Source organism: Vibrio cyclitrophicus, assembly GCF_024347435.1.
GTDB classification, from domain to species: domain Bacteria; phylum Pseudomonadota; class Gammaproteobacteria; order Enterobacterales; family Vibrionaceae; genus Vibrio; species Vibrio cyclitrophicus.
In genome coordinates this window covers 2,583,828-2,604,820 of record NZ_AP025480.1, presented here as the reverse complement: position 1 = coordinate 2,604,820, position 20,993 = coordinate 2,583,828, and the positions used below count along the sequence as shown (strand labels likewise).

Here is a 20,993-nt window from a genome sequence, read left to right as displayed (position 1 = left end):
GTACAAGCTAGTGTAAGTTTGCAATTTGAGAAAACAATGAAATACATCGGAATTGATGGCTGCAAGGCGGGGTGGATCGCTTGGATTGTCTCTGGCAATGAGCCACCTGAGTTCAAGGTGGTAAAGACCCTAGATGAGTTGCTTGACGATCTTACGGGAGCAACAACGTTAATCGATATGCCGATTGGTTTTAGCGATTCACAGACTCCGGATAGATTATGCGACAAAGCAGCAAGGCGTTTTCTTACCAGCAAACGTGGATCTTCGGTGTTTCCGGTACCGTGTCGTGAGGCGGTTTATCAAACCGATTACATTGCGGCGTGCAGTGCAAATGTGGAGCAGCTTGATAAGAAGTTTTCTAAACAGACTTGGGGAATTGTGCCCAAGATCCGTGAGCTTGATGAACTCATTGAAGCTCATCCAGATCTTTCTATAAGAGAATCACATCCTGAGGTCGTGTTTGCAGCTTTGAAAGGCGAACCGTTGACCTTTTCCAAACGAACACTAGAAGGCAAAGAGGAACGGCTTTCTATTATTCAGCAACTCGCCCCTCAATGGTGTGACGGCTTGTCGTTGGCCATTTCAAATACCAAGCGTAAAGACGTCGCGATAGACGATATTTACGATGCGTTCGTACTTATGTTGGTTGCCTATTACGCTCCGCAACTATCGACCTTACCTGAGCCTTCAGATGTTGGTGGAGAGGCGGATGTCGACCAGAACGGACGAGTTCGAGAGATTGTTTATTGGAACAAAACGCGCTAACAAAGCGTGCGCTCAACTTGGCTTAATATGTTACTTTCCAACTTCTGCTACTTTTCACTTTTACTATTTTTGAGTCTTTGATATGAAACGTTTTATTGTCGGCTTGCTGGCCACTGTGCTCAGTGCTGCGAGTTATGCCCAAGTTGCCCCTATATCTCAATGGCAATGCGACATGATGAAAAAGAACAACGTCTTGAGCAGTGGTGCGCCTGTCGGTTGTGAGCGATTATCCAAAGTGGATTTCGATTTCATTAATTTCAAAGGGGAAACGCAACAGGGCAATATGATTGTGCTCGATGTTATTGCACCTTCAGTTGAGCGAATCTTGTCAGAGTTAAAACAGCGTAATTTCCCGCTTCATTCTGCTCGCCTTATGCGTGAGTTTAACGGTGACGACAACGCCTCAATGGACGCGAACAACAGCAGTGCCTTTAACGCTCGGCCTATCACTGGTGGAGGTGGTTGGTCGAAACATGCCTATGGTGTGGCAATCGACATCAACCCAGTTCAAAACCCTTTCTTAGCGTTCGATAGCAACGGAAGAATCACGGTAAAACCATCACAATCTGCGACTCGCTATGTGAACCGTACTCGCTTTCGCGCACGTGATGAAATTGAACGTCGAGGCATGGCAGAAGATGTGGTTGAGCTGTTCGCCCATCATGGCTTTATGATCTGGGGAGGGGATTGGAATAGCCCAATCGATACTCAACATTTTGAGGTTGGATCAAGAAAGTTCGTTACCCAACTGCTCGATAAACCTCTACCTGAAGCAAAGGTGTTATTTGAGCGTTACGTCGAATCTTACCGACAATGTTTAAATAAGAACCACAGTGATTCAAAAAATAAAGGTGAGAACGCAGAAAAAGCTCGCGCTATCTGTGCAAAGAAAACAGTCGGGACTTTTTAGTGCTATGTTTATCTAGAACCGTTTGTGTTTTAGCAAGTTAAGCCTGCTTAAGGTGTGCTTTGAATCGCTAAGGTCAACGTATGTCGTTGGCCTTTTTTATATTCATTTCTTCAATATAACACCAGGCATTAAAAAGGTTATTGGGTATCCATTAGTCAATAATCGATAAGGTATTGCTCTGCAAAGTCATCGGTTTGTCATTGAAAAACTCATAGCGTTAACGTTATGTGAGAACCTGTGCTGGTAGGGGAACTCTTCGCCGAAACGCCAGTATTATTAGTGAACTGATCACAACGGACCAACTAATGAAAAAGATACCTTTGGCTCTAACTCTTCTAAGTACGCTACTTTTTTCACAATATGCTTTGGCTACAGACACTTCGCACACGACTCAAAACCCAACTTATGAATTGGATGGCAAGGCGGTATTAGGCCGTACTGAGAATGTATACCTCTCTAGCGTTCAAGGGCTAAAAGACGTTCCTTTCATTGGTAAAATCGATACTGGTGCAGAAACTACCTCTATGCATGCGGAAGACATTCATGTGAAGAGCACGAGTGCCGATTACAAGAACCTTAAAGACAAAGAGTTGATGGCGGCGTTAACCGAAGACCTGCTGAACAATTCCGATGTTGATTACGACGATTGGGATGGCAGCACCTTTACGAAATATGAAGCTGTGGTGTCTTTTAAGGTTCAAAATCCACGCACGGGAGACATGGTATCAATCGAAGCGCCTTTAGAGCGTGTCAGCATGATACGCAGCCGCACCAGCAGCACGCCTTTACTTCGTCCTACCGTAAAAATGTCGCTCACCATTGCAGACCAAGAGCTAAAAACCGATGTTAACCTGACCGACAGAAGCCATTTCTCTGCGCCAGTGCTGATTGGTAAAACCTTCCTTGCGGATAACGCGCTAGTGTTCGCAGGCTATGACTACTTGCAAGAGCAGGAAAAAGCGACAGTGGTAGGTCGAAAAGAGGTGGTGTCTATTTCAGGAATGGCGATGAATGCGACCTTCTCTTTAAAGAATCGATACAGTATTTTGCATTCAAAAAATATCGATGTAGACAAGAAAAACAATGAAGTCACGTTTGATATGGTCGATAACGACGGTAAGCAAAAAGGAATGACACTGCCATTAGTTCGTATGTTGAGCGTGAGTGGTAAGAAGAGACCTTTGGTGTATGTACCTGTTCAACTCGATGAAAACATCACTAAAGATGTTCTAGTGTACTTACGTGACCGTTCAAGTAGTGAGTCACAGTTGAGGTTTGGAACCAGCACCGCTAGCGAACTTTTCATGATTGATACCAACGCTGAAAATATTCTCTCTGAAGGCTCCGAGAGTTTCAGCGATGTCGCGAAAAAAAGTGAGCCACTGATCATCTCACCGGAAGAAGATATCACTTTAGATGGGTTTCCTATGAAGGCAGTTGCTTCATTCACCGTAAATACCCCTTTACTCAAAGTCGATAGTTTTGAAATGACAGGGAAGGGCAAAGACGCGTCCGTTGAATTCTTCCTTATTGATGCGAATGGTGAGCAACAGAAAGTCATTAAGAAAATAATCAAAAAGCTTCGAGTTGGGGATGACGTTCGCCCAGTTGTAAGTGGTGAATTTTTAGGTGCTGGTAAAGTTCGCCAACAAGAATTTGCTATCGACGTACTTAATAGCAACGAGAAAGAGTCCTACTTCGTGTTAGGCAAAAAGATGGCGAAAGATGGGGTATATGTGAATACTCGATCTGATTATCTTTTGAAATCGGAGCCTTTGTTTAAAGTGGGGCATATAGAAGTTGTTGAAGTCAACGGCATGAAGTTCCCGGCCAAGTTGGATACTGGCGCAGATGTAAGCTCAATGAACGCAGTCAACATCAAACGATTTAAGAAAGACGGCCAAGACATGGTGAGCTTTACCTATCAAAACAACCAAGGCGATAAGCAAGATTTCACTAAGCCAGTGATTGATGTGATGCGTATTAAAGCCAAGAAAGGCGAGAAGGTGAACATTCGCCCTGTCGTCGAAATGAAGGTTAAGTTAGGTGACTTAGAGAAAGAGGTAAGGGTAAACCTTCAAGATCGCTCTCGCTTTGAATACAGCATGATCCTAGGTAAGAACTTCTTAAAGCACGGCGCAGTAGTGAGCAGTAATGAAGATTACTTGCTGGGCGAGATGGATTAACGCCTGAACTTATCTAAGTTCGTAAGATAACAGTTCTAGACGGCCACACATTTCAGCAACGGGATGTGTGGTTTTTTATTGTTGACGTGCTAAAGGTAAGTCACTGTTAAAAAGAAACTTTCCTTGTTATGGCTAGTAAAATAAAGATAAAAAAAGGGCCAACTCTTTCGAGTTGGCCCTTTCCAAACGTTTGGTGGAGCTGGCGGGAGTTGAACCCGCGTCCAAAAATCATTCATCATTGGTACTACATGCTTAGTCGATCTTTAATTTCACCAGCAACCTGCGAACCGACACGCTAGTTAAAGGCTAACCTGAATTATAATTCGCGCTTTTCCTCTCAGGTGGGAGAATCCGCGCTAGCTAGTTTGGGTTTGATCTCTTATTGGTCCCCGTCTTACGAGCGGAAGCTAGGGTAAGAGAGCTCTGAGCAGGTTATTAAGCTGCTAGTGCGTAGTTTTCGTCGTTTGCGACTATTTTTTTGCGGCTTTTAACGTGGCCAACCGCCCCACGGCATGCACCTCAGACTTCAAAATTCCTGTCGAATCCTAAATCAGCCCCAAGTGTTATTTGCATAGTACCAGAAAAGCTTTGCCTGTCTAGCACTGTGCGTTTAAGTGCTTAAAATTAACGCAAATTACTCTTCATAATTCGTGCTTTATCTCTCGCCCAATCTTTTTCTTTCATATCAGTACGTTTATCGTGCAGCTTTTTACCTTTCGCTACGCCAACTTTAATCTTCGCCCAAGAGCGAGACCAGTAAAGTGCGGTTGCGACAAGTGTCATGCCTTCACGGTTAATACGACCGATAAGGTTGTCGAGCTCTTTTCTCGACATTAATAGTTTACGGATACGTGTTGGGTTCGCCACGATATGAGTACTCGCTTGAGTTAGCGGAGTAATCGTCATACCACTGATGAATGCTTCGCCATCTCGGATGTATACGTAGCTTTCTGCGATATTGGTTTTGCCTTCACGTAGGGATTTTACTTCCCAGCCTTGTAGCTCAAGCCCCGCTTCTATCTCATCATCGATGAAATATTCGTGGCGAGCTTTCTTATTAAGCGCAATGGTATTACTACCGGCTTTTGATTTTGATTTATTCTTTGCCATAATGGCCTCATTATACTGAATGCGCCCTAGATGGGGAATCCTTTTTATTTGCGCTCTGGCCCAATACAATTAAAATTGCAGTTTGTGTTAATGTAACGCTGTCTTTAACAGGAGTCTATATGCCAAAGGTTACTCGTTCAGCATTAGTGTCTTTTAGTGCCGACCAGATGTTCAGCTTGGTCAATGATGTTGCTCGTTATCCTGAGTTTTTGCCAGGATGTTCTGGTTCTCGTGTGATCGAATCTTCAGATTCCGCGATGGTGGCTTCGGTTGATGTCTCTAAAGCTGGTATCAGTAAAACATTCACTACGTCGAATCGAATGGCGGATGGTGCTGAAATTTTAATGGAGCTGGTAGATGGCCCGTTTAAGAAGCTGGAGGGGGGCTGGTATTTCACTCCTCTAGACGACCAAGCATGTAAGGTTGAACTTAAACTAGAGTTTGAATTTTCTAGTCGAATGATTGAAATGGCATTTGGCAAGATTTTCAATGAACTGACAAGCAATATGGTCAGTGCTTTTACTCAACGAGCGAAACAGGTTTACTAAGCCATGACTATTGAATCAGATATGATCCACGTAGAAGTTGTGTTTGCGCTTCCACATGAGCAGCGTGTATTTACCTTAGTGGTAAATAAGAACGCGACCGTTGAAGAGATTATTGCGCAGTCTGGTGTTTTAGAGTTGTATCCAGAAATCGACTTGGCGAAAAATAAAGTTGGCGTATATAGCCGCAACGTTAAGTTAGATGCGACGGTTCGCGATAAAGACCGTATCGAAATCTATCGAGCATTGTTAGCTGATCCCAAAGAGATTCGCCGTAAGCGTGCTGAACAAGCAAAAGCGGCTGCAGCTAAATCGTAATGCTAAACAAATTTGAGTAAGAAGAGAGCTCGCTATATTGGCGAGCTTTTTTGTGTCCGTTAGCCTGAAAATGAAGATTAATTTGTTACAGGATATTAAAAAGCCTGCTCATGTGAGCAGGCTTTTGCGATTCTTACTTTGTCGGCTGAGAGCTTTGTCGACTGATAGCTTTTGACTGGAAAGCTTTGTTGGTTGAAAGCTAGCGAAGGCTTTCGAAGAATTCATCACTGGCTTCAAAATCACCATTGATCGTCACTAAGGTGCCCGTTGCATCAAAGTTAACAACAAGATTTTTTTGAATCGAGTCTTCATGGCCTTTTGTGTGGTGGTAAATGTAGTACCACGTATCTGGGTAGCCATTTTCGATAAGCATAGGTGAGCCCATAACGTAACGAACTTGTGTTTTTGTCATGCCAAACTTCAGCTGATCGACAGCTTCTTGTTCAACATAGTTACCCTGATTGATGTCAATTCGATAAACCAACTTCTCTAGTAGAGAGCAACCGGTCAACATTGTTAGTGCAAGTGGAACTGCAACTAACCACTTTTTAATTCGCATAGTCTGAGATCTTTCTTCGCTAAAATACTGCCTGATAATAAACAAGCTCCAGCAAGAAGTAAAAAGCTCCTTGCGCTTTGAGCTTGTTATGACTGGCAATTTTGAATTAAGTTGCAAAATTGCCAAGATTTTTCGGTAAATTATCAGAAAGTTGCTGAATATGTAACCTAAGCAGCGATTAATAACTCTTTTGCGTTGGCCAGTGTCGATTCGGTAATCTGGCTGCCACCAAGCAGTCGAGCAAGCTCTGAGACGCGTTGTTGCTCATCAAGCGTGTGCATTTGGGTCTCGGTTTTACCTGATTTCGTGTTCTTCGCTACAAACAGTTGTTGGTGACCGCAACCGGCAACTTGAGGTAAGTGCGTCACACACATTACTTGTGTCGATTCGCCCAGCTTACGTAGCATTTTTCCGACAACTGCTGCTGTTGGCCCACTGATACCCACATCGACTTCATCGAAAATCAGGCTTGGTGTGTCCACTTTTTGCGCTGTGATCACTTGGATCGCTAATGAAATACGTGAAAGTTCACCACCAGAGGCTACTTTAGCAATGGGCTGCATTGGTTGGCCTGGGTTGGTCGAAACAATGAAGGTCACATTATCCATACCCAATGGAGAAGGGTGTGTGTTGGTGTTGTTCACTTCAATGGCAAACTGTGCTTTTTCCATGCTCAGTTCGTGCATGCTTTGCGTGATCAGCTTGTTGAGCTCTTTTGCGTAACGAGTTCGAGATTTATGAAGCTTCTCTGATTTAGCAACGAACGATTGGTATTGGTTTTCTACCTCGTTTGCCAATTCATCCAATTTTTCATCGGAACAATCAAGCGCTTCAACTTGTTGTAATAAATCTTGGTGATGCTTGTAAAGCTCTTCTGGCAACACGTGATGCTTGCGAGACATCGACATCACTTTTGAGAAGCGTTCTTCAACGTAAACCATACGACCTGGATCGACATCAATGCTGTCTAGGTAGGTTCTTAGTTCACTGTTGGTCTCTTCAATCTGAATGATGGCTTCAGAGAGTAAGTTGGGCAGATCAACTAACCTTTCATCAAGCTCAGCTAATTGAATTAGGGAGTGATTGGCCGATTGCAGAATACTAAGCGCATTAACTTCTTCGCCTTCGTAAATAAGCTCGATAGCCTGCTGGCAGGTTGAGGCCAATTCTCCGCTATTGGAGAGGCGCTTATGCTCTTGTTCGAGGTCTTCATATTCTTCCTCCCCAATAGATAGCTCATTTAACTCTTTGATTTGATATTCTAGAAGCTGTTTTTGAGCTTGGTTTTGCTGGCTATTTTCACGTAACTCTTTTAAGTAGTTATCGGCTTGTCTCCATGCTTGGTAAGCATTACGTGTCGATTTCAATAGGTTTAAGTGGCCTGCGTATTGATCAAGCATGGCCATTTGGTGGTCGCTTTTCATCAGCTGGTGGTGCGCGTGTTGGCCATGAATGTTGATCAACAACTGCCCTAGTGATTTCAATTGTGAAAGAGGGACAGGACTACCGTTGATGAATGCACGAGAGCGACCTTCTTTGGAGATGGTTCTGCGTAGGATGCATTCACTGCCATCAAGCAGTTCATTGTCTTCTAACCAGCGTGTAGCGTGCAGATTGTTCTCAAGTAAAAAAGCGGCACTGACTTCGGTTTTATCTTCTCCTTGTCTTACCATTCCTGCATCAGATCTTCCCCCAAGACATAAGCCTAAAGCATCGATAGCGATAGATTTACCCGCACCCGTTTCACCGGTGATTGTTGTCATGCCTTTAGAGAGTTCTAGCTGTAAAGACTTAACAATAGCGAAATTATTAACACTTAAATGAGCCAGCATTTTTATTTACCTGTATAACTGAACAACACTGTATATAAGCTCAGTATATACTGTTTCTTTATACAGTAAAGTCGACAGGTGAAATTTTTTTGTGACAGATCTCAGAATTGAGGTTGCCTGTAGGCTACTGAAACCGCTATAGATTCCCAACTTAGTCTGGGCGTGAAGGGGGGAGGTACATTAGGGCTATGAGGACTTATAAGGTTTCGACGGGCAAAAAAAAGGCTGACGAACATCGTCAACCTTTCAAATTTTCGTCTAATGCCAGAGTCGCTAATTCAATTAGAACAGCTTACTCGACCAGCCTAGTTTGTTACGTAGGACATGGTAGTAGTTGTAGTCTTTAGGGTGAATCAGCTTGAGTACATTCGGGCTTTGGTAAATGTGGATCTCATCGCCAGGAGAAACAGGCAGTGAAATTTGACCATCGCAGCTTACTTCCTGAGTGCCGCGGTTATCAGGCGATACGATAAGTTTAATACGACGTTTGCCATCAACCACTAATGGACGACTTGAAAGCGTGTGTGGGAACATTGGCACTAGCGAGATTGCATTGAGGCTTGATGACAAGATAGGGCCACCACCAGAAAGCGAGTAAGCCGTTGAACCCGTTGGAGTCGATACGATCAAACCATCAGAACGCTGTGAGAACGCAAAGCTGTCATCGATATACACTTCGAACTCGATCATGTGTGCGACTTGACCTGGGTGAAGTACGGCTTCGTTGAGCGCTGCGTTATGACTTTTTATTTGGCCATGACGATGAATTTCAGTCTCTAGTAGGAAGCGTTCTTCTTCCATGAACTCACCTTTGAGTACATCGATAAGTGCGCTTTGGAAGTTTTCAGGGTTGAGATCGGTTAGGAAGCCAAGGTTTCCTCGGTTCACACCGATGACTGAAATATCGAAACGCGACAATATTCTAGCCGCACCGAGCATATTTCCGTCACCACCCACAACAATTGCGAGATCGGCTCGTTTACCTAACTCAATCAGGCTAGAAAAATGTTCTTGTGGGATATCGTCCAAAATACTGGAGAGCCTATCATCAACAAATACTTGATAACCCTCAGTACTTAACCACTGATAGAGCTCTCTATGAGTCTGAATTGCTTGCTGATCTCGAGGTTTACCAATAATAGCGATGACTTCAAATGGCTTTTTCATAACGTTTCCAAACGAATTAGGCTTGAATCAAAATTCTTCATCCCCATAATAAAGGCAAGTTGAACGTCTATGCGAGTGTTTTATATCAATTTGAGGCGCAAACACGCCTGTCACTGGCATTGAAAACGAATTCTGGAGATATCATGAGCAACGAAGAAAACAAAGTAACCGAAGAAGAACTAGATCAGATCATTGCTGAAGCTGAGAAAGTTGAAGAAGCTGAACTGAATGAAGACGAGGCTGATGAGCAGGAATCAAAAATTGCTCAACTAGAAGCGGCACTGCTTTCTAGCGAATCTAAAGTGAAAGAGCAGCAAGATTCTGTTCTTCGCGCAAAAGCTGAAGTTGAGAACATGCGTCGTCGTAGCGAGCAAGAAATTGATAAAGCGCGTAAATTCGCTTTGAACAAATTTGCTGAAGGTCTACTTCCTGTGATCGACAACCTAGAGCGTGCAATGCAAGCTGCAGATGCAGAAAACGAAGTGGTTAAACCATTGTTTGAAGGTGTTGAGCTAACGCATAAAACATTCGTAGATACTGTTGCTAAATTTGGCCTTAAAGAGATTAATCCTGAAGGTGAAGTGTTCAATCCTGAATTCCACCAAGCGATGTCTATTCAAGAGAGCCCTGACCACGATTCAAACACGGTTATGTTCGTGATGCAAAAAGGCTACGAGCTAAACGGTCGTGTAGTTCGCCCTGCGATGGTAATGGTTGCTAAGTAATTTATCGTTAAGTGACTTTTAGCGGTCGCGAAATAATTCACTAATTAATGTGAAATGAGAAGAGAGGCTTATGCCTCTCTTTTTTTATGCCTATCACTTGAGAATCCACGTAAATAGTCATCATTGGTGCATTAAGAATGTCGTTCCTTTAATTTTACCCAGATTATTAATTTAGAGTTTTATATTATGAAACTAGTTGATATCTGTGAAATGTTTTGATGTCACATTTGTAATGTTTTTGTAAATAAATACTTTTAATTGTTATTGTTGTATGTAAAATCCACTGCAATATAGCGATTTTGGTCGCATATATAACTATAAAAGTACAAATTTCAAACACAACAAACTGGAGAAGAACGATGGATAAATCGCTCTCAAGTAAGATTTTTGTAGGCTTGTTTGCTGGCCTACTTATTGGTACTGCTATTCAGTACCTATTCAGCGGTATTGCGGTATTCGATACTTACCTGCTTGGTTTAGCAGAAGGTGTCGGTGGGATGTTTGTCTCTTTGATCAAACTATTGGTTGTTCCGCTGGTATACGTTTCTATTGTATGTGGAATCGTTGAATTGAAAGACATCCGTTCTTTCGGTCGCCTAGGTGGTAAGACTTTTGCTCTTTACATTATCAACACCATCATCGCGATTTCTGCAGCTCTCACTGTTGGCCTTATTTTCCAACCAGGTGCAGGCGCAGACTTAGCGGGTACGATTTCAGAGACAGTTCAACTAACAACAACTGAAACTCCAGATATCTTCTCTCTAGTTGTAAATATCGTTCCTAGCAACCCTGTTCAGGCGTTTGCAAGTGGCGACATGCTACAAATTATCTTCATGGCAATTTTGACAGGCCTTGCTATTCAAGCGCTTGACTCACGTGGTGGTCCAGCGATCAAAACGTTCAAGATGGCTAATGAAATCATGATGAAGCTTATCGGCCTAGTAATGAGCCTGGCTCCGTTTGGTGTATTCGCACTGATGATTCAACTAGGTGCAACACTTGATGCAGACACGCTAATGTCGGTAGCTGGTTATGTAGCACTGGTTGTTGCAATGCTAGTGTTCTGGATTTTCTTCTTCTACCCAATGATGGTTGGCATCGCGACAGGTATTACACCTAAGCAATTCCTACGTGCAATCCGTGAGCAAATCCTTTTCTCACTATCAACAGCAAGTTCGAATGCGACAATTCCTGTAACAATGCGCACCCTAACTGAAAAGCTTGGTGTATCTAAATCAGTGGCTGGTTTCGGTGTTCCACTAGGCGCGACAATGAACATGTCTGGTGTATCTATCTACATCGCACTAGCGACAATGTTCGTAGCAAACGCATTCGGTCAACCAATCAACACTGCTGACATCTTTACTCTTGGTCTAACTATCTTGCTACTGTCTATCGGTGCTGGTGGTGTTCCGGGTGGCGGTGTTGTAATGGTCGGTGTTCTTTTGCACCAACTAGGTTTACCACCAGAAGGTCTAGCTATCATTGCTGCAGTAGACCGTATCAACGATATGTTCTGTACTTCTTCTAACGTAGTAGGTGATACAGCGGTTAACACTATCGTTGCTAAGTCTGAAGGCGCAATCGGCGTTGAAAAGAACGAAGAAACTGAACTACAGAAAGCAGAAGCTTAATACCTAATTAAGATTTGATAATTGGAAGCCTCGCTCAATGAGAGCGGGGCTTTTTTGTTTGCCCAGCGAAGCTGGCAAACCCGTCAGGTTGAAAGAAACCTGAATCACCCCGACTGAGGGGAAGATAATCCGAATCGCAAGGGCGTTGTTGGCTAACGGCAGGGTCTGAAGGAAGCGATAGGAAGTTAGCAGTACACAACGCAAGTAAACCTGCTTCGGCAGTATAGGTGGGTAAGCGTCCGAAATAGCGCGAAGCCCTATACTCAGTCAGACCTATGCTGTGCTTGAGGGTGGCATTGTTAACAGGGAGCCAGTGCAGTAACTGGGGAAGCCTGACACCACATCCAGACAGTCTGGAAGCACAAACTCGAAGCGAAAGCTAAGAGGTGTGTTGGTGCGAGGTGGCAGATGAATCCGTAGTAGTGAGTAAGGCTAAGCCAGAGAAGCCCAGTAATGGTGTGGAGGAGAAAACTTAGCTGACCAGCAGCATCAAGTCTGATGGAGCACTGAAATGCCAAAAGCACTCAGTGTTGCGAAGGGAGGAAGTACACTTTAAGTCTGTGATGAACAGATGTTTTTTTTTTTTCAGTGATACCCAAACCGAATCGCTATCGGGGTATTCCTAGTTTGGTTGATTGTGGAAGCAAGATACTGCGCTAAGAAACCGTATAGGGGAGTAACTCTGACTCACTTCAGTAAATTGCCACTGAGCTAGAAGGCTGAACAGCAGAGAGAAATAACACCCACGCTGAAGATGAAACACCTGTCCCCACACAGCACACAATCCAAGGAGAGAAAGTGCGAGTTTATTACAGCTTATATGGTCATCTACTCAACAAAGAGAGGCTGTATAAAGGGTTTAAAAAGGTAAAGAAAGCGAAAGGCGCGGCTGGAATAGATGAGCAGAGCCTGAGCAACTACGCCGAAAATCTGAGTGATAACCTCGATCAACTCCTCTCTGAACTTAAAACCAAGCAATACAAACCTCAGCCAGTCAAACGGGTAGAGATACCCAAAGAAGACGGAGGGGTGCGATTGCTCGGGATCCCAACAGTTAGGGATAGAGTTGTCCAACAAGCGCTCAACGATATCCTCACCCCCATCTTCGAAGAGCAATTTCACCCATCAAGTTTTGGGTATAGGCCGAATCGAAGCTGTCACGATGCAATCAACAAATCCACGATGTTCATCCGGCGTTACGGGTTACAACACGTTGTAGATATGGACTTGTCGAAGTGCTTTGACAAACTCGACCACGAGTTGATTATCAAAAGCATCAGAAAACGAGTCACAGATAGCAGTGTATTAGAGCTGATAAAACAGTTTCTAAAAAGTGGGGTGATGATAGACGGTAGTTGGCAGGAGACAGAGCTAGGAAGTCCACAAGGTGGTGTTATCAGTCCTTTGATAGCCAATATCTACCTTGATGCGTTCGATCAGGAAATGCGAAAGCGCGGCCATAGGATCGTTCGTTATGCGGATGACATACTCATCTTCTGTCGTAGCAAGGCAGGGGCAGAGAATGCCCTTGCACAAGCGACGAAGATCTTAGAAGGAGAGCTTAAACTCACAGTGAACCAGACGAAATCACATATAGCGCACAGCAGTGATGGCGTGAAGTTTTTAGGTGTAGAAATCGGGAGTCAATTTACCCGCATTCAAACTAAAAAACTGAAAGTGTTCAAAAGCAAGTTAAAGCGAATGACGAAGCGAGGGTGCGGTAAGCCACTTGAGCAAGTCATAAAAGATCTAAACCCAGTGTTAAGAGGGTTCAGCCAATACTTCAGGATCACCAATAGCAGCAGGGAGTTCTCAAGACTAGCAGGATGGCTACGAAGAAGACTGCGTAGTATCCAGTTGAAACTTTGGAAGAAGCCTCAACGCTTACATCGAAAGTTAAAACAGTTAGGGTATAAGCCGCCGTTCCAGCATATCTCAATGACAAGTTGGGTCAGTGCAGCGAGTCCACTATCAAGCTATGCGATGCCAAATCAATGGTTTAATGACCAAGGATTGGTAAATCTTGGGACAATAAGGACAGGGTATGTGTTCAGCCAATATGCTGAATGGAAGTGTGCATGAGCCGTATACGAGGTCCGTACGTACGGTTCTGTGAGAGGGATGAGGCGGTAACGCCTCACCCTACTCGATGTGTCTGTCATAAAGTGCGTCGGATCTGTTGAATTGGTTAGTCAATCGATAGGGAGTATCTGGTGTAAGTCTCATTTTTTATTTTTTCTGGCACCGTAATAGGCCATCAATTTTCAATATTTAATCTCGATCACATATAATAATACAATATTATTTTATTGTTTTGACAACCTACATTCTGACGACATAAAGGAAACCCAATAATGAAGTTGTCTTACCTTAGCTTACTGACGGCCACTCTTTTAGCTGTTCCAGCTCTCGCTTCAAATATCAATGTTGGTCAACAATTTGATCTTGACCCTGCAAAAGCACCAGCACAAAACTTTGATTTATCTAAATGGAAAATTAACTTACCTGAGTTAACGACCGAAGGATCTAGAAAAGGCAAAACGCTAGAGATCGGTAAGAAAGAACTGTCGAATGTAGACACACCTTACGTTCACCCGAAATGGTTCTACACTGATGCAGAATCTGGGGCGATGGTATTTGTGGCTCCGAATACGGCACCAACGACACCAAACAGTAAGAACACTCGTAGTGAGCTAAGAGCAATGCTGGCGGATAGTTACTCAGCTCCGAGTAACAACTTTGCTATTTCGAGCCATAAGAATGCAGAAGAGTTTGGCTCTATTGGCGGCCAAATGACGGCGACGCTTTCTGTCGATCAGGTGAGTACCAGTGGTAACTACAATAAAACAGGCGCATTTTCAGTCGTCATCGGGCAAATTCACGGCTCGGACAATGAACCTCTTAAAATTGTTTACCGTAAACTACCAGAGCATGAGCATGGTTCATTAACATGGAACTACGAGCTCAACCCGCCGAAAGAATTGAAAAACGCGAAAGATGAAAATGGAAAGAAACTTCGTAAAGACATTCGCCATGATGTATTTGGTCAATACAATTTGAAAAAGGGCAGTTCTGACCCTAGCGATGGCATTAAGTTAGGTGAAGTTTTTTCATATGATGTAAATATTAAAGATAACATCATGCACTTGACGTTTACTAAGAATCCAAACTCGTCGGATCCAATTGTGAAGACATATGATGTTGATCTGGCGAAAGGTAAATATCAAGGACACGACGTTGATCTTGGCTATGGTCAAGATTGGATGTACTTCAAAGCGGGTGCATACAATCAATGTAACACTAAGAAGTCGAGTTCGGCATGTGAGTGGCGTGGTATGGAAGCGGGTGACTACACACAAGCGAGCTTCTACCAGTTAATTCTCAATCAATAATATTGCGAATCCTTAACTAACTGAACAAGCGTTATTTGAAAAAGACCTTCCTAGTGAAGGTCTTTTTTTATGTGAAATAGAATAGGGCGACTATTTTATTGCTGAAGGTGAACGCATGAATGTGTCAACTTTGGCGCCTTAAACCGTAAGGGATGAGCTACTTTTTCTTCTTAAGCAGAAAGATAGGGAAAAAATCAGATTTTTTTTACTTTTTCCCTTGAAAACCAGTTTGCAGCCCTTATCTATGGTGCATACGAAAGCAAATTACATTTGCACTTTAATTTTGTGTATTAGGGTTGATTCCCTGATTACCACCCCCACATATGTGGGTATAGCAAAAAACTAAATAATATATATTCGGAGATGGCCTGATGGGTAAAATCATTGGTATTGATTTAGGTACTACTAACTCTTGTGTTGCTGTTCTTGACGGCGACAAACCACGCGTACTAGAGAATGCTGAAGGCGAACGCACAACAGCATCGGTAATCGCATACACTGAAGGCGAGACGCTAGTTGGTCAACCTGCAAAACGTCAAGCTGTTACTAACCCTCAAAACACACTGTTCGCTATTAAGCGTCTAATCGGTCGTCGTTTTGAAGATGAAGAAGTTCAACGCGATATCGAAATCATGCCTTTCAACATTGTTAAGGCTGACAACGGTGATGCATGGGTTGAAGCGCAAGGCCAAAAAATGGCTGCTCCTCAAGTATCTGCTGAAGTTCTTAAGAAAATGAAGAAAACAGCTGAAGACTTCCTAGGTGAAGAAGTAACTGGTGCAGTTGTAACTGTTCCTGCTTACTTCAACGATGCTCAACGTCAAGCAACGAAAGATGCTGGTCGTATCGCTGGTCTAGATGTTAAACGTATTATCAACGAACCTACTGCTGCTGCTCTGGCTTACGGCCTAGACAAGCAAGGTGGTGATCGCACTATCGCTGTATACGACCTTGGTGGTGGTACATTCGATATCTCTATCATCGAAATCGATGAAGTAGAAGGCGAGAAGACTTTCGAAGTTCTTTCAACTAACGGTGATACTCACCTTGGTGGTGAAGATTTCGATAACCGCATGATCAACTACCTAGTAGATGAGTTCAAGAAAGAGCAAGGTATCGACCTTAAAGCTGATCCACTAGCAATGCAGCGTGTTAAAGAAGCAGCAGAAAAAGCGAAAATCGAGCTTTCTTCTACTACTCAAACTGACGTAAACCTACCTTACGTTACTGCTGATGCGACTGGTCCTAAGCACATGAACATCAAAGTGACTCGTGCGAAGCTTGAGTCTCTAGTTGAAGACCTAGTTCAACGTTCTCTAGAGCCACTAAAAGTAGCTCTAGCAGATGCTGACCTATCTGTAGGCGAAATCACTGACGTTATCCTAGTTGGTGGTCAGACTCGTATGCCTATGGTTCAAGCTAAAGTAACTGAATTCTTCGGTAAAGAGCCACGTAAAGACGTGAACCCTGACGAAGCTGTTGCAATGGGTGCTGCTGTTCAAGGTGGTGTACTAGCTGGTGACGTTAAAGACGTTCTACTACTAGACGTTACTCCTCTATCTTTCGGTATCGAAACGATGGGTGGCGTAATGACTAAGCTTATCGAGAAAAACACAACTATCCCTACTAAAGCGGATCAAGTGTTCTCTACAGCTGAAGACAACCAAAACGCAGTAACTATTCACGTTCTTCAAGGTGAGCGTAAACAAGCGACTTACAACAAGTCTCTTGGTCAGTTCAACCTAGAAGGTATCCAACCAGCACCACGTGGCATGCCACAAATCGAAGTAACATTCGACCTAGATGCTGATGGTATCCTGAACGTATCTGCTAAAGATAAAGCAACAGGTAAAGAGCAAAAGATCACTATCCAAGCATCAGGCGGTTTGTCTGAGGAAGAGATCGAAGCGATGGTACAAGAAGCAGAAGCTAACAAAGAAGCGGACAAAAAGTTCGAAGAGTTAGTTACTACACGTAACCAAGCTGACCAAATGATCCACGGCACTAAGAAGCAAGTAGAAGAAGCTGGTGAAGCTCTACCTGCTGACGAGAAAGAGAAGATCGAAGCGGCTATCACGGCACTAGAAGAAGTTAAGTCTGGTAACGACAAAGAAGCTATCGACGCTAAAGTTCAAGAACTTATGCAAGCTGCTCAAAAGCTAATGGAAATTGCTCAACAGAAAGCTCAAGCTGAACAAGCAGGTGCTGACGCTGGTGAACAATCTAAGCAAGACGACGATGTTGTTGACGCGGAGTTTGAAGAAGTTAAAGACGACAAAAAATAATTTTTCGTCGCTATAACACGTGATTTCTGCGTCGAAGGTACTCACTTACACTTACCTTTTGGTTGGTTAAGAAAGTCCGTGCCTTCTCCTTGAACTAACGTGTTTTAGCTTAGAAAAAGTCGTTTTTCGATTTCTAAATATACGGGCGTCAGAGGTAACTCTAACGCCCGTAAATTTGTATTTAGACTTGTCTATCTAGATAATAGCTTTATTCGGTATTTCAGCCGACAGAACTTTTATCTAGATTGATACACAGACTACTGAAGTGATCATTCGGTAGTAGCAATTATTTTGGTGACCTAGAACATGTCAAAACGTGATTTTTACGAAGTATTAGGCGTAAGCCGCGATGCATCAGAGCGCGATATTAAAAAAGCGTACAAACGCTTAGCGATGAAGTTTCACCCGGATCGTAACCAAGGTGACGATACTGCGCCAGAGAAGTTTAAAGAAGTAAAAGTAGCGTACGAGATCCTGACCGATCCACAAAAGAAAGCAGCTTATGACCAATACGGTCATGCCGCTTTTGAACAAGGCGGTATGGGCGGCGGCGGCGGTTTCGGCGGCGGTGGTCAAGGTGATTTCGGCGATATTTTCGGTGACGTATTTGGCGATATCTTCGGCGGTGGTCGTCGTGGTGGTGGTCAAGCGCGAGCACAACGTGGTTCAGATTTACGTTACAACATGGAGCTTTCTCTAGAAGAAGCGGTTCGTGGTGTTTCTAAAGAAATCGAAGTACCAACACTTGTTGAGTGTGATATTTGTGATGGTAGTGGCGCTAAAGCGGGCTCTTCAGCACAAACATGTGGCACTTGTCATGGCCATGGCCAAGTACAAATGCGTCAAGGCTTCTTTGCGGTTCAACAGACTTGTCCTACTTGTAATGGTAAAGGCAAGATCATCAAGGATCCATGTAACTCATGTCATGGCCAAGGTCGCAAACAGAAGACTAAAACGCTTAACGTTAAGATCCCTGCTGGTGTTGATACTGGCGACCGTATTCGTCTATCTGGCGAAGGTGAAGCGGGAGAGCAGGGCGCTCCAGCTGGCGACCTGTACGTACAAGTTCACGTAAAAGAGCACAACATCTTTGAGCGTGACGGCAACAACCTTTACTGCGAAGTACCAGTTAGTTTCACCATGGCAGCATTAGGTGGTGAAGTTGAAGTTCCGACATTGGATGGCCGTGTAAACCTTAAGGTGCCAGAAGAGACACAAACGGGCCGTATGTTCCGTATGCGTGGCAAAGGCGTTAAAGGCGTTCGTGGCGGCGGTGTGGGTGATCTAATCGTTAAGCTAGTGGTTGAAACACCGGTTAAGCTAAGCTCTCGTCAAAAAGAACTACTGCGTGAGTTCGAAGAAACATGCTGTGGCGAAGCAGCAAGCAAACATAAGCCAAAGTCTGAAGGTTTCTTCAGCGGTGTTAAAAACTTCTTCGATGACCTTACTAAGTAATTAGATCGTGGTTTGAAAATTTTAAAGCCTGCCTATGTGCCTGTCTCTTATACACAAATCCCTAAGCTATGCTTAGGGATTTTTTTTGAACTATTTTGAGGTTCTATGATCTGATCATCTAAGCAATGACAAGGATGATTATCATGACCTATATAGAGCCAACCCTTTGGGCACAAAAACAGTTCGGTCAAGCCCACCTTAATGACCCAAGACGTACTCAAAGACTCGTTGCTCTCGCAGCTTCACTGGCCGAGCAACCTGGCGTACCTGTCTCGAAACTCATTATCTCACCGGCTGAAATGGAAGGGGCTTATCGCTTCATCCGTAATGAGAAAATCAAAGCAGAAGATATCGCAGAGGCAGGGTTTTATGTCACTGCGCAAGAAGCGTTAAAGCAACAAACACTTCTTGCCTTAGAAGACACGACTTCTCTGAGTTACGCCCATCGCAGTATTCGAGATGAACTCGGACACTCCAATCAAGGCAATCGACATCGAGCGATGTTCGTACACTCTACCTTACTTTTTGCGCCCGACACTCAATCTGTGATTGGTTTAATTGAACAACAGCGCTGGACTCGTGATATAGAAAAGCGAGGTCAAAGACACCAGCATGCGACTCGACCATACAAAGAGAAAGAAAGTTATAAGTGGGAACAAGCCTCTCGCTATGTCGCTGAGCGACTTGGCGATAAAATGTCGGATGTCATTTCGGTGTGCGATAGAGAAGCCGACCTCTTTGAATACCTCACTTACAAGCGAGAGCAACAACAAAGATTCCTCGTTCGTTCCATGCAAAGCCGCTGTATTGAAGAGCATGATAATCGTCTTTATAGCTATGCATCTACTCTGTCATCAGCCGGGGAGAAAGTGCTCGAAATACCGCAAAAAGGCGGTCGCAAAGCTCGCAAGGCTCATTTAGATATTAAATATGCCCCCGTGACACTCAAGTCTCCTGCAAACAAGAAAGAGTTCGATAACATTCCGCTTTACTACGTGGGATGTATAGAACAAGGAGAGAATAACGATAAGCTAGCCTGGCACTTACTGACTTCGGAGCCGATAACGAGCAAAGAAGAGGCCCTCAAAATGGTCAGTTATTATGAGCGGCGCTGGCTAATAGAAGATTTTCATAAAGTCTGGAAAAGTGAAGGGACTGAAGTTGAGCAACTGAGAATGCAGAGTAAAGATAACTTAGAAAGGCTCAGCGTCATTTTAGCTTTTATCGCGACTCGCTTACTCCAGTTGAGGTTCATGAATGAGTCCGATGAGTTATCTAAGACCAGTTGTGAGCAGGTATTAAAAGGCAAAGCATGGAAGTTAATGTGGCTAAAGTTGGAGAAAAAGCAGCTGCCGAAGGAAGCGCCCAATATATCATGGGCTTACAATGGTATTGCTCGGTTAGGTGGCTGGAAGAATACCAAGCGAACGGGTCGCGCTTCCATAAAGACGTTATGGCAAGGATGGTTCAGGTTACAAACCATCCTTGAAGGGTATGAACTCGCTAAGTCTCTTGATTAACCAGACTTGTGATCAAGAGACAGGCCTATGTGCAGGCTTTTTTGATCTTCTCGTTTAGTTAAAAAATGCAGCTATGTATATGCTTAGTCATTCATTACTCATACCAAGGATATTAACTTCTATTAGTTCCAGCAATTTACAGGGGATTCTTCACCTGAAGATTTGAGTGTCATTGTTTTGGGAGTGCTTAGGCAAGAGTCACCACTTTGCCCCTTAGTTGACTGTGCCGTGGCGGTTATTGTATATGCCATGCTGCTTGAACTTGCGACAGAAAATACATAGCGATCACTTGGTGATTCACATATAGCACAAGCCCCTCCTGAAATAATACTGCCCCAGTTATAGACACCGTTGTATGACTGCTCAAGTGTGAGTTGTATTTTTGCCATATCAGCTAATGCTGCTGTTCTATGCGATTTAATGACATGTTCGGTATAGCTTGGGTAGGCGATAGCGGTTAGCACTCCAATAATAGCCACTGCGACCAATAGTTCGATCAATGTCATCCCTTTGCAACTTAAGTTGTTGTTGTTGCATTTATTTTTTCGAATCATCACGAGTAGTTCCTTCTCTATATTCAGCCTATTTTT

Annotated in this window: 17 protein-coding genes and 1 other RNA gene; 12 read left to right on the top strand and 6 right to left on the bottom strand. The window is 43.6% G+C overall.

Going from position 1 to position 20,993, the window contains the following annotated elements:
* Positions 1–36: 36 nt before the first annotated feature.
* The 3 genes from OCW38_RS11520 to OCW38_RS11510 all read left to right on the top strand — a co-directional run bounded on the left by OCW38_RS11520 (position 37) and on the right by OCW38_RS11510 (position 3,861).
* Positions 37–765 (top strand): DUF429 domain-containing protein, encoded by a 729-nt coding sequence (locus OCW38_RS11520; RefSeq protein ID WP_261894113.1) that lies wholly within the window; start codon positions 37–39, stop codon positions 763–765.
* Positions 766–847: 82 nt separating this feature from the next.
* Positions 848–1,675, top strand: a complete 828-nt coding sequence (locus tag OCW38_RS11515; RefSeq protein ID WP_261894111.1) for a M15 family metallopeptidase — start codon at positions 848–850, stop codon at positions 1,673–1,675.
* A gap of 305 nt (positions 1,676–1,980) precedes the next feature.
* Positions 1,981–3,861 (top strand): ATP-dependent zinc protease family protein, encoded by a 1,881-nt coding sequence (locus OCW38_RS11510; protein ID WP_102265521.1) that lies wholly within the window; start codon positions 1,981–1,983, stop codon positions 3,859–3,861.
* 191 nt (positions 3,862–4,052) lie between these two features.
* Here OCW38_RS11510 and ssrA read toward each other — a convergent pair.
* Both ssrA and smpB read right to left on the bottom strand, forming a co-directional pair.
* Positions 4,053–4,419: a transfer-messenger RNA gene (gene ssrA / locus OCW38_RS11505) on the bottom strand.
* A gap of 66 nt (positions 4,420–4,485) precedes the next feature.
* Positions 4,486–4,971, bottom strand: a complete 486-nt coding sequence (gene smpB, locus OCW38_RS11500) for an SsrA-binding protein SmpB (RefSeq protein ID WP_004735156.1) — start codon at positions 4,969–4,971, stop codon at positions 4,486–4,488.
* Positions 4,972–5,090: 119 nt separating this feature from the next.
* Here smpB and OCW38_RS11495 point away from each other — a divergent pair, with 119 nt between their 5' ends.
* Complete coding sequence (locus OCW38_RS11495) at positions 5,091–5,519, top strand: SRPBCC family protein (RefSeq protein WP_010438915.1); 429 nt, start codon at positions 5,091–5,093, stop codon at positions 5,517–5,519.
* A gap of 3 nt (positions 5,520–5,522) precedes the next feature.
* Positions 5,523–5,834, top strand: a complete 312-nt coding sequence (locus OCW38_RS11490) for an RnfH family protein (protein ID WP_010438916.1) — start codon at positions 5,523–5,525, stop codon at positions 5,832–5,834.
* Positions 5,835–6,033: 199 nt separating this feature from the next.
* On the opposite strand, the gene bamE is transcribed toward OCW38_RS11490, so the two are convergent.
* The 3 genes from bamE to nadK form a co-directional block, all read right to left on the bottom strand.
* Positions 6,034–6,393, bottom strand: a complete 360-nt coding sequence (gene bamE, locus OCW38_RS11485; protein WP_010438918.1) for an outer membrane protein assembly factor BamE — start codon at positions 6,391–6,393, stop codon at positions 6,034–6,036.
* Positions 6,394–6,560: 167 nt separating this feature from the next.
* Positions 6,561–8,225, bottom strand: coding sequence for a DNA repair protein RecN (gene recN / locus OCW38_RS11480; protein WP_016794135.1), 1,665 nt, complete (start codon positions 8,223–8,225; stop codon positions 6,561–6,563).
* A gap of 282 nt (positions 8,226–8,507) precedes the next feature.
* Positions 8,508–9,392: an NAD(+) kinase gene (nadK, locus tag OCW38_RS11475; protein WP_010438923.1), complete on the bottom strand. Its 885-nt coding sequence runs from the start codon at positions 9,390–9,392 to the stop codon at positions 8,508–8,510.
* A gap of 143 nt (positions 9,393–9,535) precedes the next feature.
* Between nadK and grpE the strand changes: the two genes are divergently transcribed.
* From grpE to OCW38_RS11440, 7 genes are all read left to right on the top strand, one after another.
* On the top strand, positions 9,536–10,117 hold the full coding sequence (gene grpE / locus OCW38_RS11470) for a nucleotide exchange factor GrpE (RefSeq protein WP_261894106.1): 582 nt from the start codon (positions 9,536–9,538) through the stop codon (positions 10,115–10,117).
* Between the two features lie 359 nt (positions 10,118–10,476).
* Positions 10,477–11,751 (top strand): dicarboxylate/amino acid:cation symporter, encoded by a 1,275-nt coding sequence (locus OCW38_RS11465; protein ID WP_010438926.1) that lies wholly within the window; start codon positions 10,477–10,479, stop codon positions 11,749–11,751.
* 798 nt (positions 11,752–12,549) lie between these two features.
* Positions 12,550–13,833, top strand: coding sequence for a group II intron reverse transcriptase/maturase (ltrA, locus tag OCW38_RS11460; protein WP_140150525.1), 1,284 nt, complete (start codon positions 12,550–12,552; stop codon positions 13,831–13,833).
* 272 nt (positions 13,834–14,105) lie between these two features.
* Positions 14,106–15,143: a polysaccharide lyase family 7 protein gene (locus OCW38_RS11455; RefSeq protein ID WP_010438927.1), complete on the top strand. Its 1,038-nt coding sequence runs from the start codon at positions 14,106–14,108 to the stop codon at positions 15,141–15,143.
* Positions 15,144–15,514: 371 nt separating this feature from the next.
* Positions 15,515–17,428, top strand: coding sequence for a molecular chaperone DnaK (dnaK, locus tag OCW38_RS11450; RefSeq protein ID WP_010438931.1), 1,914 nt, complete (start codon positions 15,515–15,517; stop codon positions 17,426–17,428).
* A gap of 306 nt (positions 17,429–17,734) precedes the next feature.
* A complete protein-coding gene (gene dnaJ, locus OCW38_RS11445; RefSeq protein WP_010438932.1) occupies positions 17,735–18,883 on the top strand; it encodes a molecular chaperone DnaJ in 1,149 nt (382 codons plus the stop codon).
* Between the two features lie 143 nt (positions 18,884–19,026).
* Positions 19,027–20,403, top strand: a complete 1,377-nt coding sequence (locus OCW38_RS11440; RefSeq protein ID WP_261894103.1) for an IS4 family transposase — start codon at positions 19,027–19,029, stop codon at positions 20,401–20,403.
* Between the two features lie 122 nt (positions 20,404–20,525).
* Here OCW38_RS11440 and OCW38_RS11435 read toward each other — a convergent pair whose 3' ends face one another.
* Positions 20,526–20,957 carry a type IV pilin protein gene (locus tag OCW38_RS11435; RefSeq protein ID WP_016792167.1) on the bottom strand — a complete coding sequence of 144 codons (432 nt, stop codon included), beginning with the start codon at positions 20,955–20,957 and terminating at the stop codon, positions 20,526–20,528.
* Positions 20,958–20,993 lie beyond the last annotated feature (36 nt).

Coding starts and splice junctions, on each gene's coding strand:
- OCW38_RS11520 (WP_261894113.1), top strand. CDS start 37: ATGAAATACATCGGAATTGATGGCTGCAAGGCGGGGTGGATCGCTTGG.
- OCW38_RS11515 (WP_261894111.1), top strand. CDS start 848: ATGAAACGTTTTATTGTCGGCTTGCTGGCCACTGTGCTCAGTGCTGCG.
- OCW38_RS11510 (WP_102265521.1), top strand. CDS start 1,981: ATGAAAAAGATACCTTTGGCTCTAACTCTTCTAAGTACGCTACTTTTT.
- smpB (WP_004735156.1), bottom strand. CDS start 4,971: ATGGCAAAGAATAAATCAAAATCAAAAGCCGGTAGTAATACCATTGCG.
- OCW38_RS11495 (WP_010438915.1), top strand. CDS start 5,091: ATGCCAAAGGTTACTCGTTCAGCATTAGTGTCTTTTAGTGCCGACCAG.
- OCW38_RS11490 (WP_010438916.1), top strand. CDS start 5,523: ATGACTATTGAATCAGATATGATCCACGTAGAAGTTGTGTTTGCGCTT.
- bamE (WP_010438918.1), bottom strand. CDS start 6,393: ATGCGAATTAAAAAGTGGTTAGTTGCAGTTCCACTTGCACTAACAATG.
- recN (WP_016794135.1), bottom strand. CDS start 8,225: ATGCTGGCTCATTTAAGTGTTAATAATTTCGCTATTGTTAAGTCTTTA.
- nadK (WP_010438923.1), bottom strand. CDS start 9,392: ATGAAAAAGCCATTTGAAGTCATCGCTATTATTGGTAAACCTCGAGAT.
- grpE (WP_261894106.1), top strand. CDS start 9,536: ATGAGCAACGAAGAAAACAAAGTAACCGAAGAAGAACTAGATCAGATC.
- OCW38_RS11465 (WP_010438926.1), top strand. CDS start 10,477: ATGGATAAATCGCTCTCAAGTAAGATTTTTGTAGGCTTGTTTGCTGGC.
- OCW38_RS11455 (WP_010438927.1), top strand. CDS start 14,106: ATGAAGTTGTCTTACCTTAGCTTACTGACGGCCACTCTTTTAGCTGTT.
- dnaK (WP_010438931.1), top strand. CDS start 15,515: ATGGGTAAAATCATTGGTATTGATTTAGGTACTACTAACTCTTGTGTT.
- dnaJ (WP_010438932.1), top strand. CDS start 17,735: ATGTCAAAACGTGATTTTTACGAAGTATTAGGCGTAAGCCGCGATGCA.
- OCW38_RS11440 (WP_261894103.1), top strand. CDS start 19,027: ATGACCTATATAGAGCCAACCCTTTGGGCACAAAAACAGTTCGGTCAA.
- OCW38_RS11435 (WP_016792167.1), bottom strand. CDS start 20,957: ATGATTCGAAAAAATAAATGCAACAACAACAACTTAAGTTGCAAAGGG.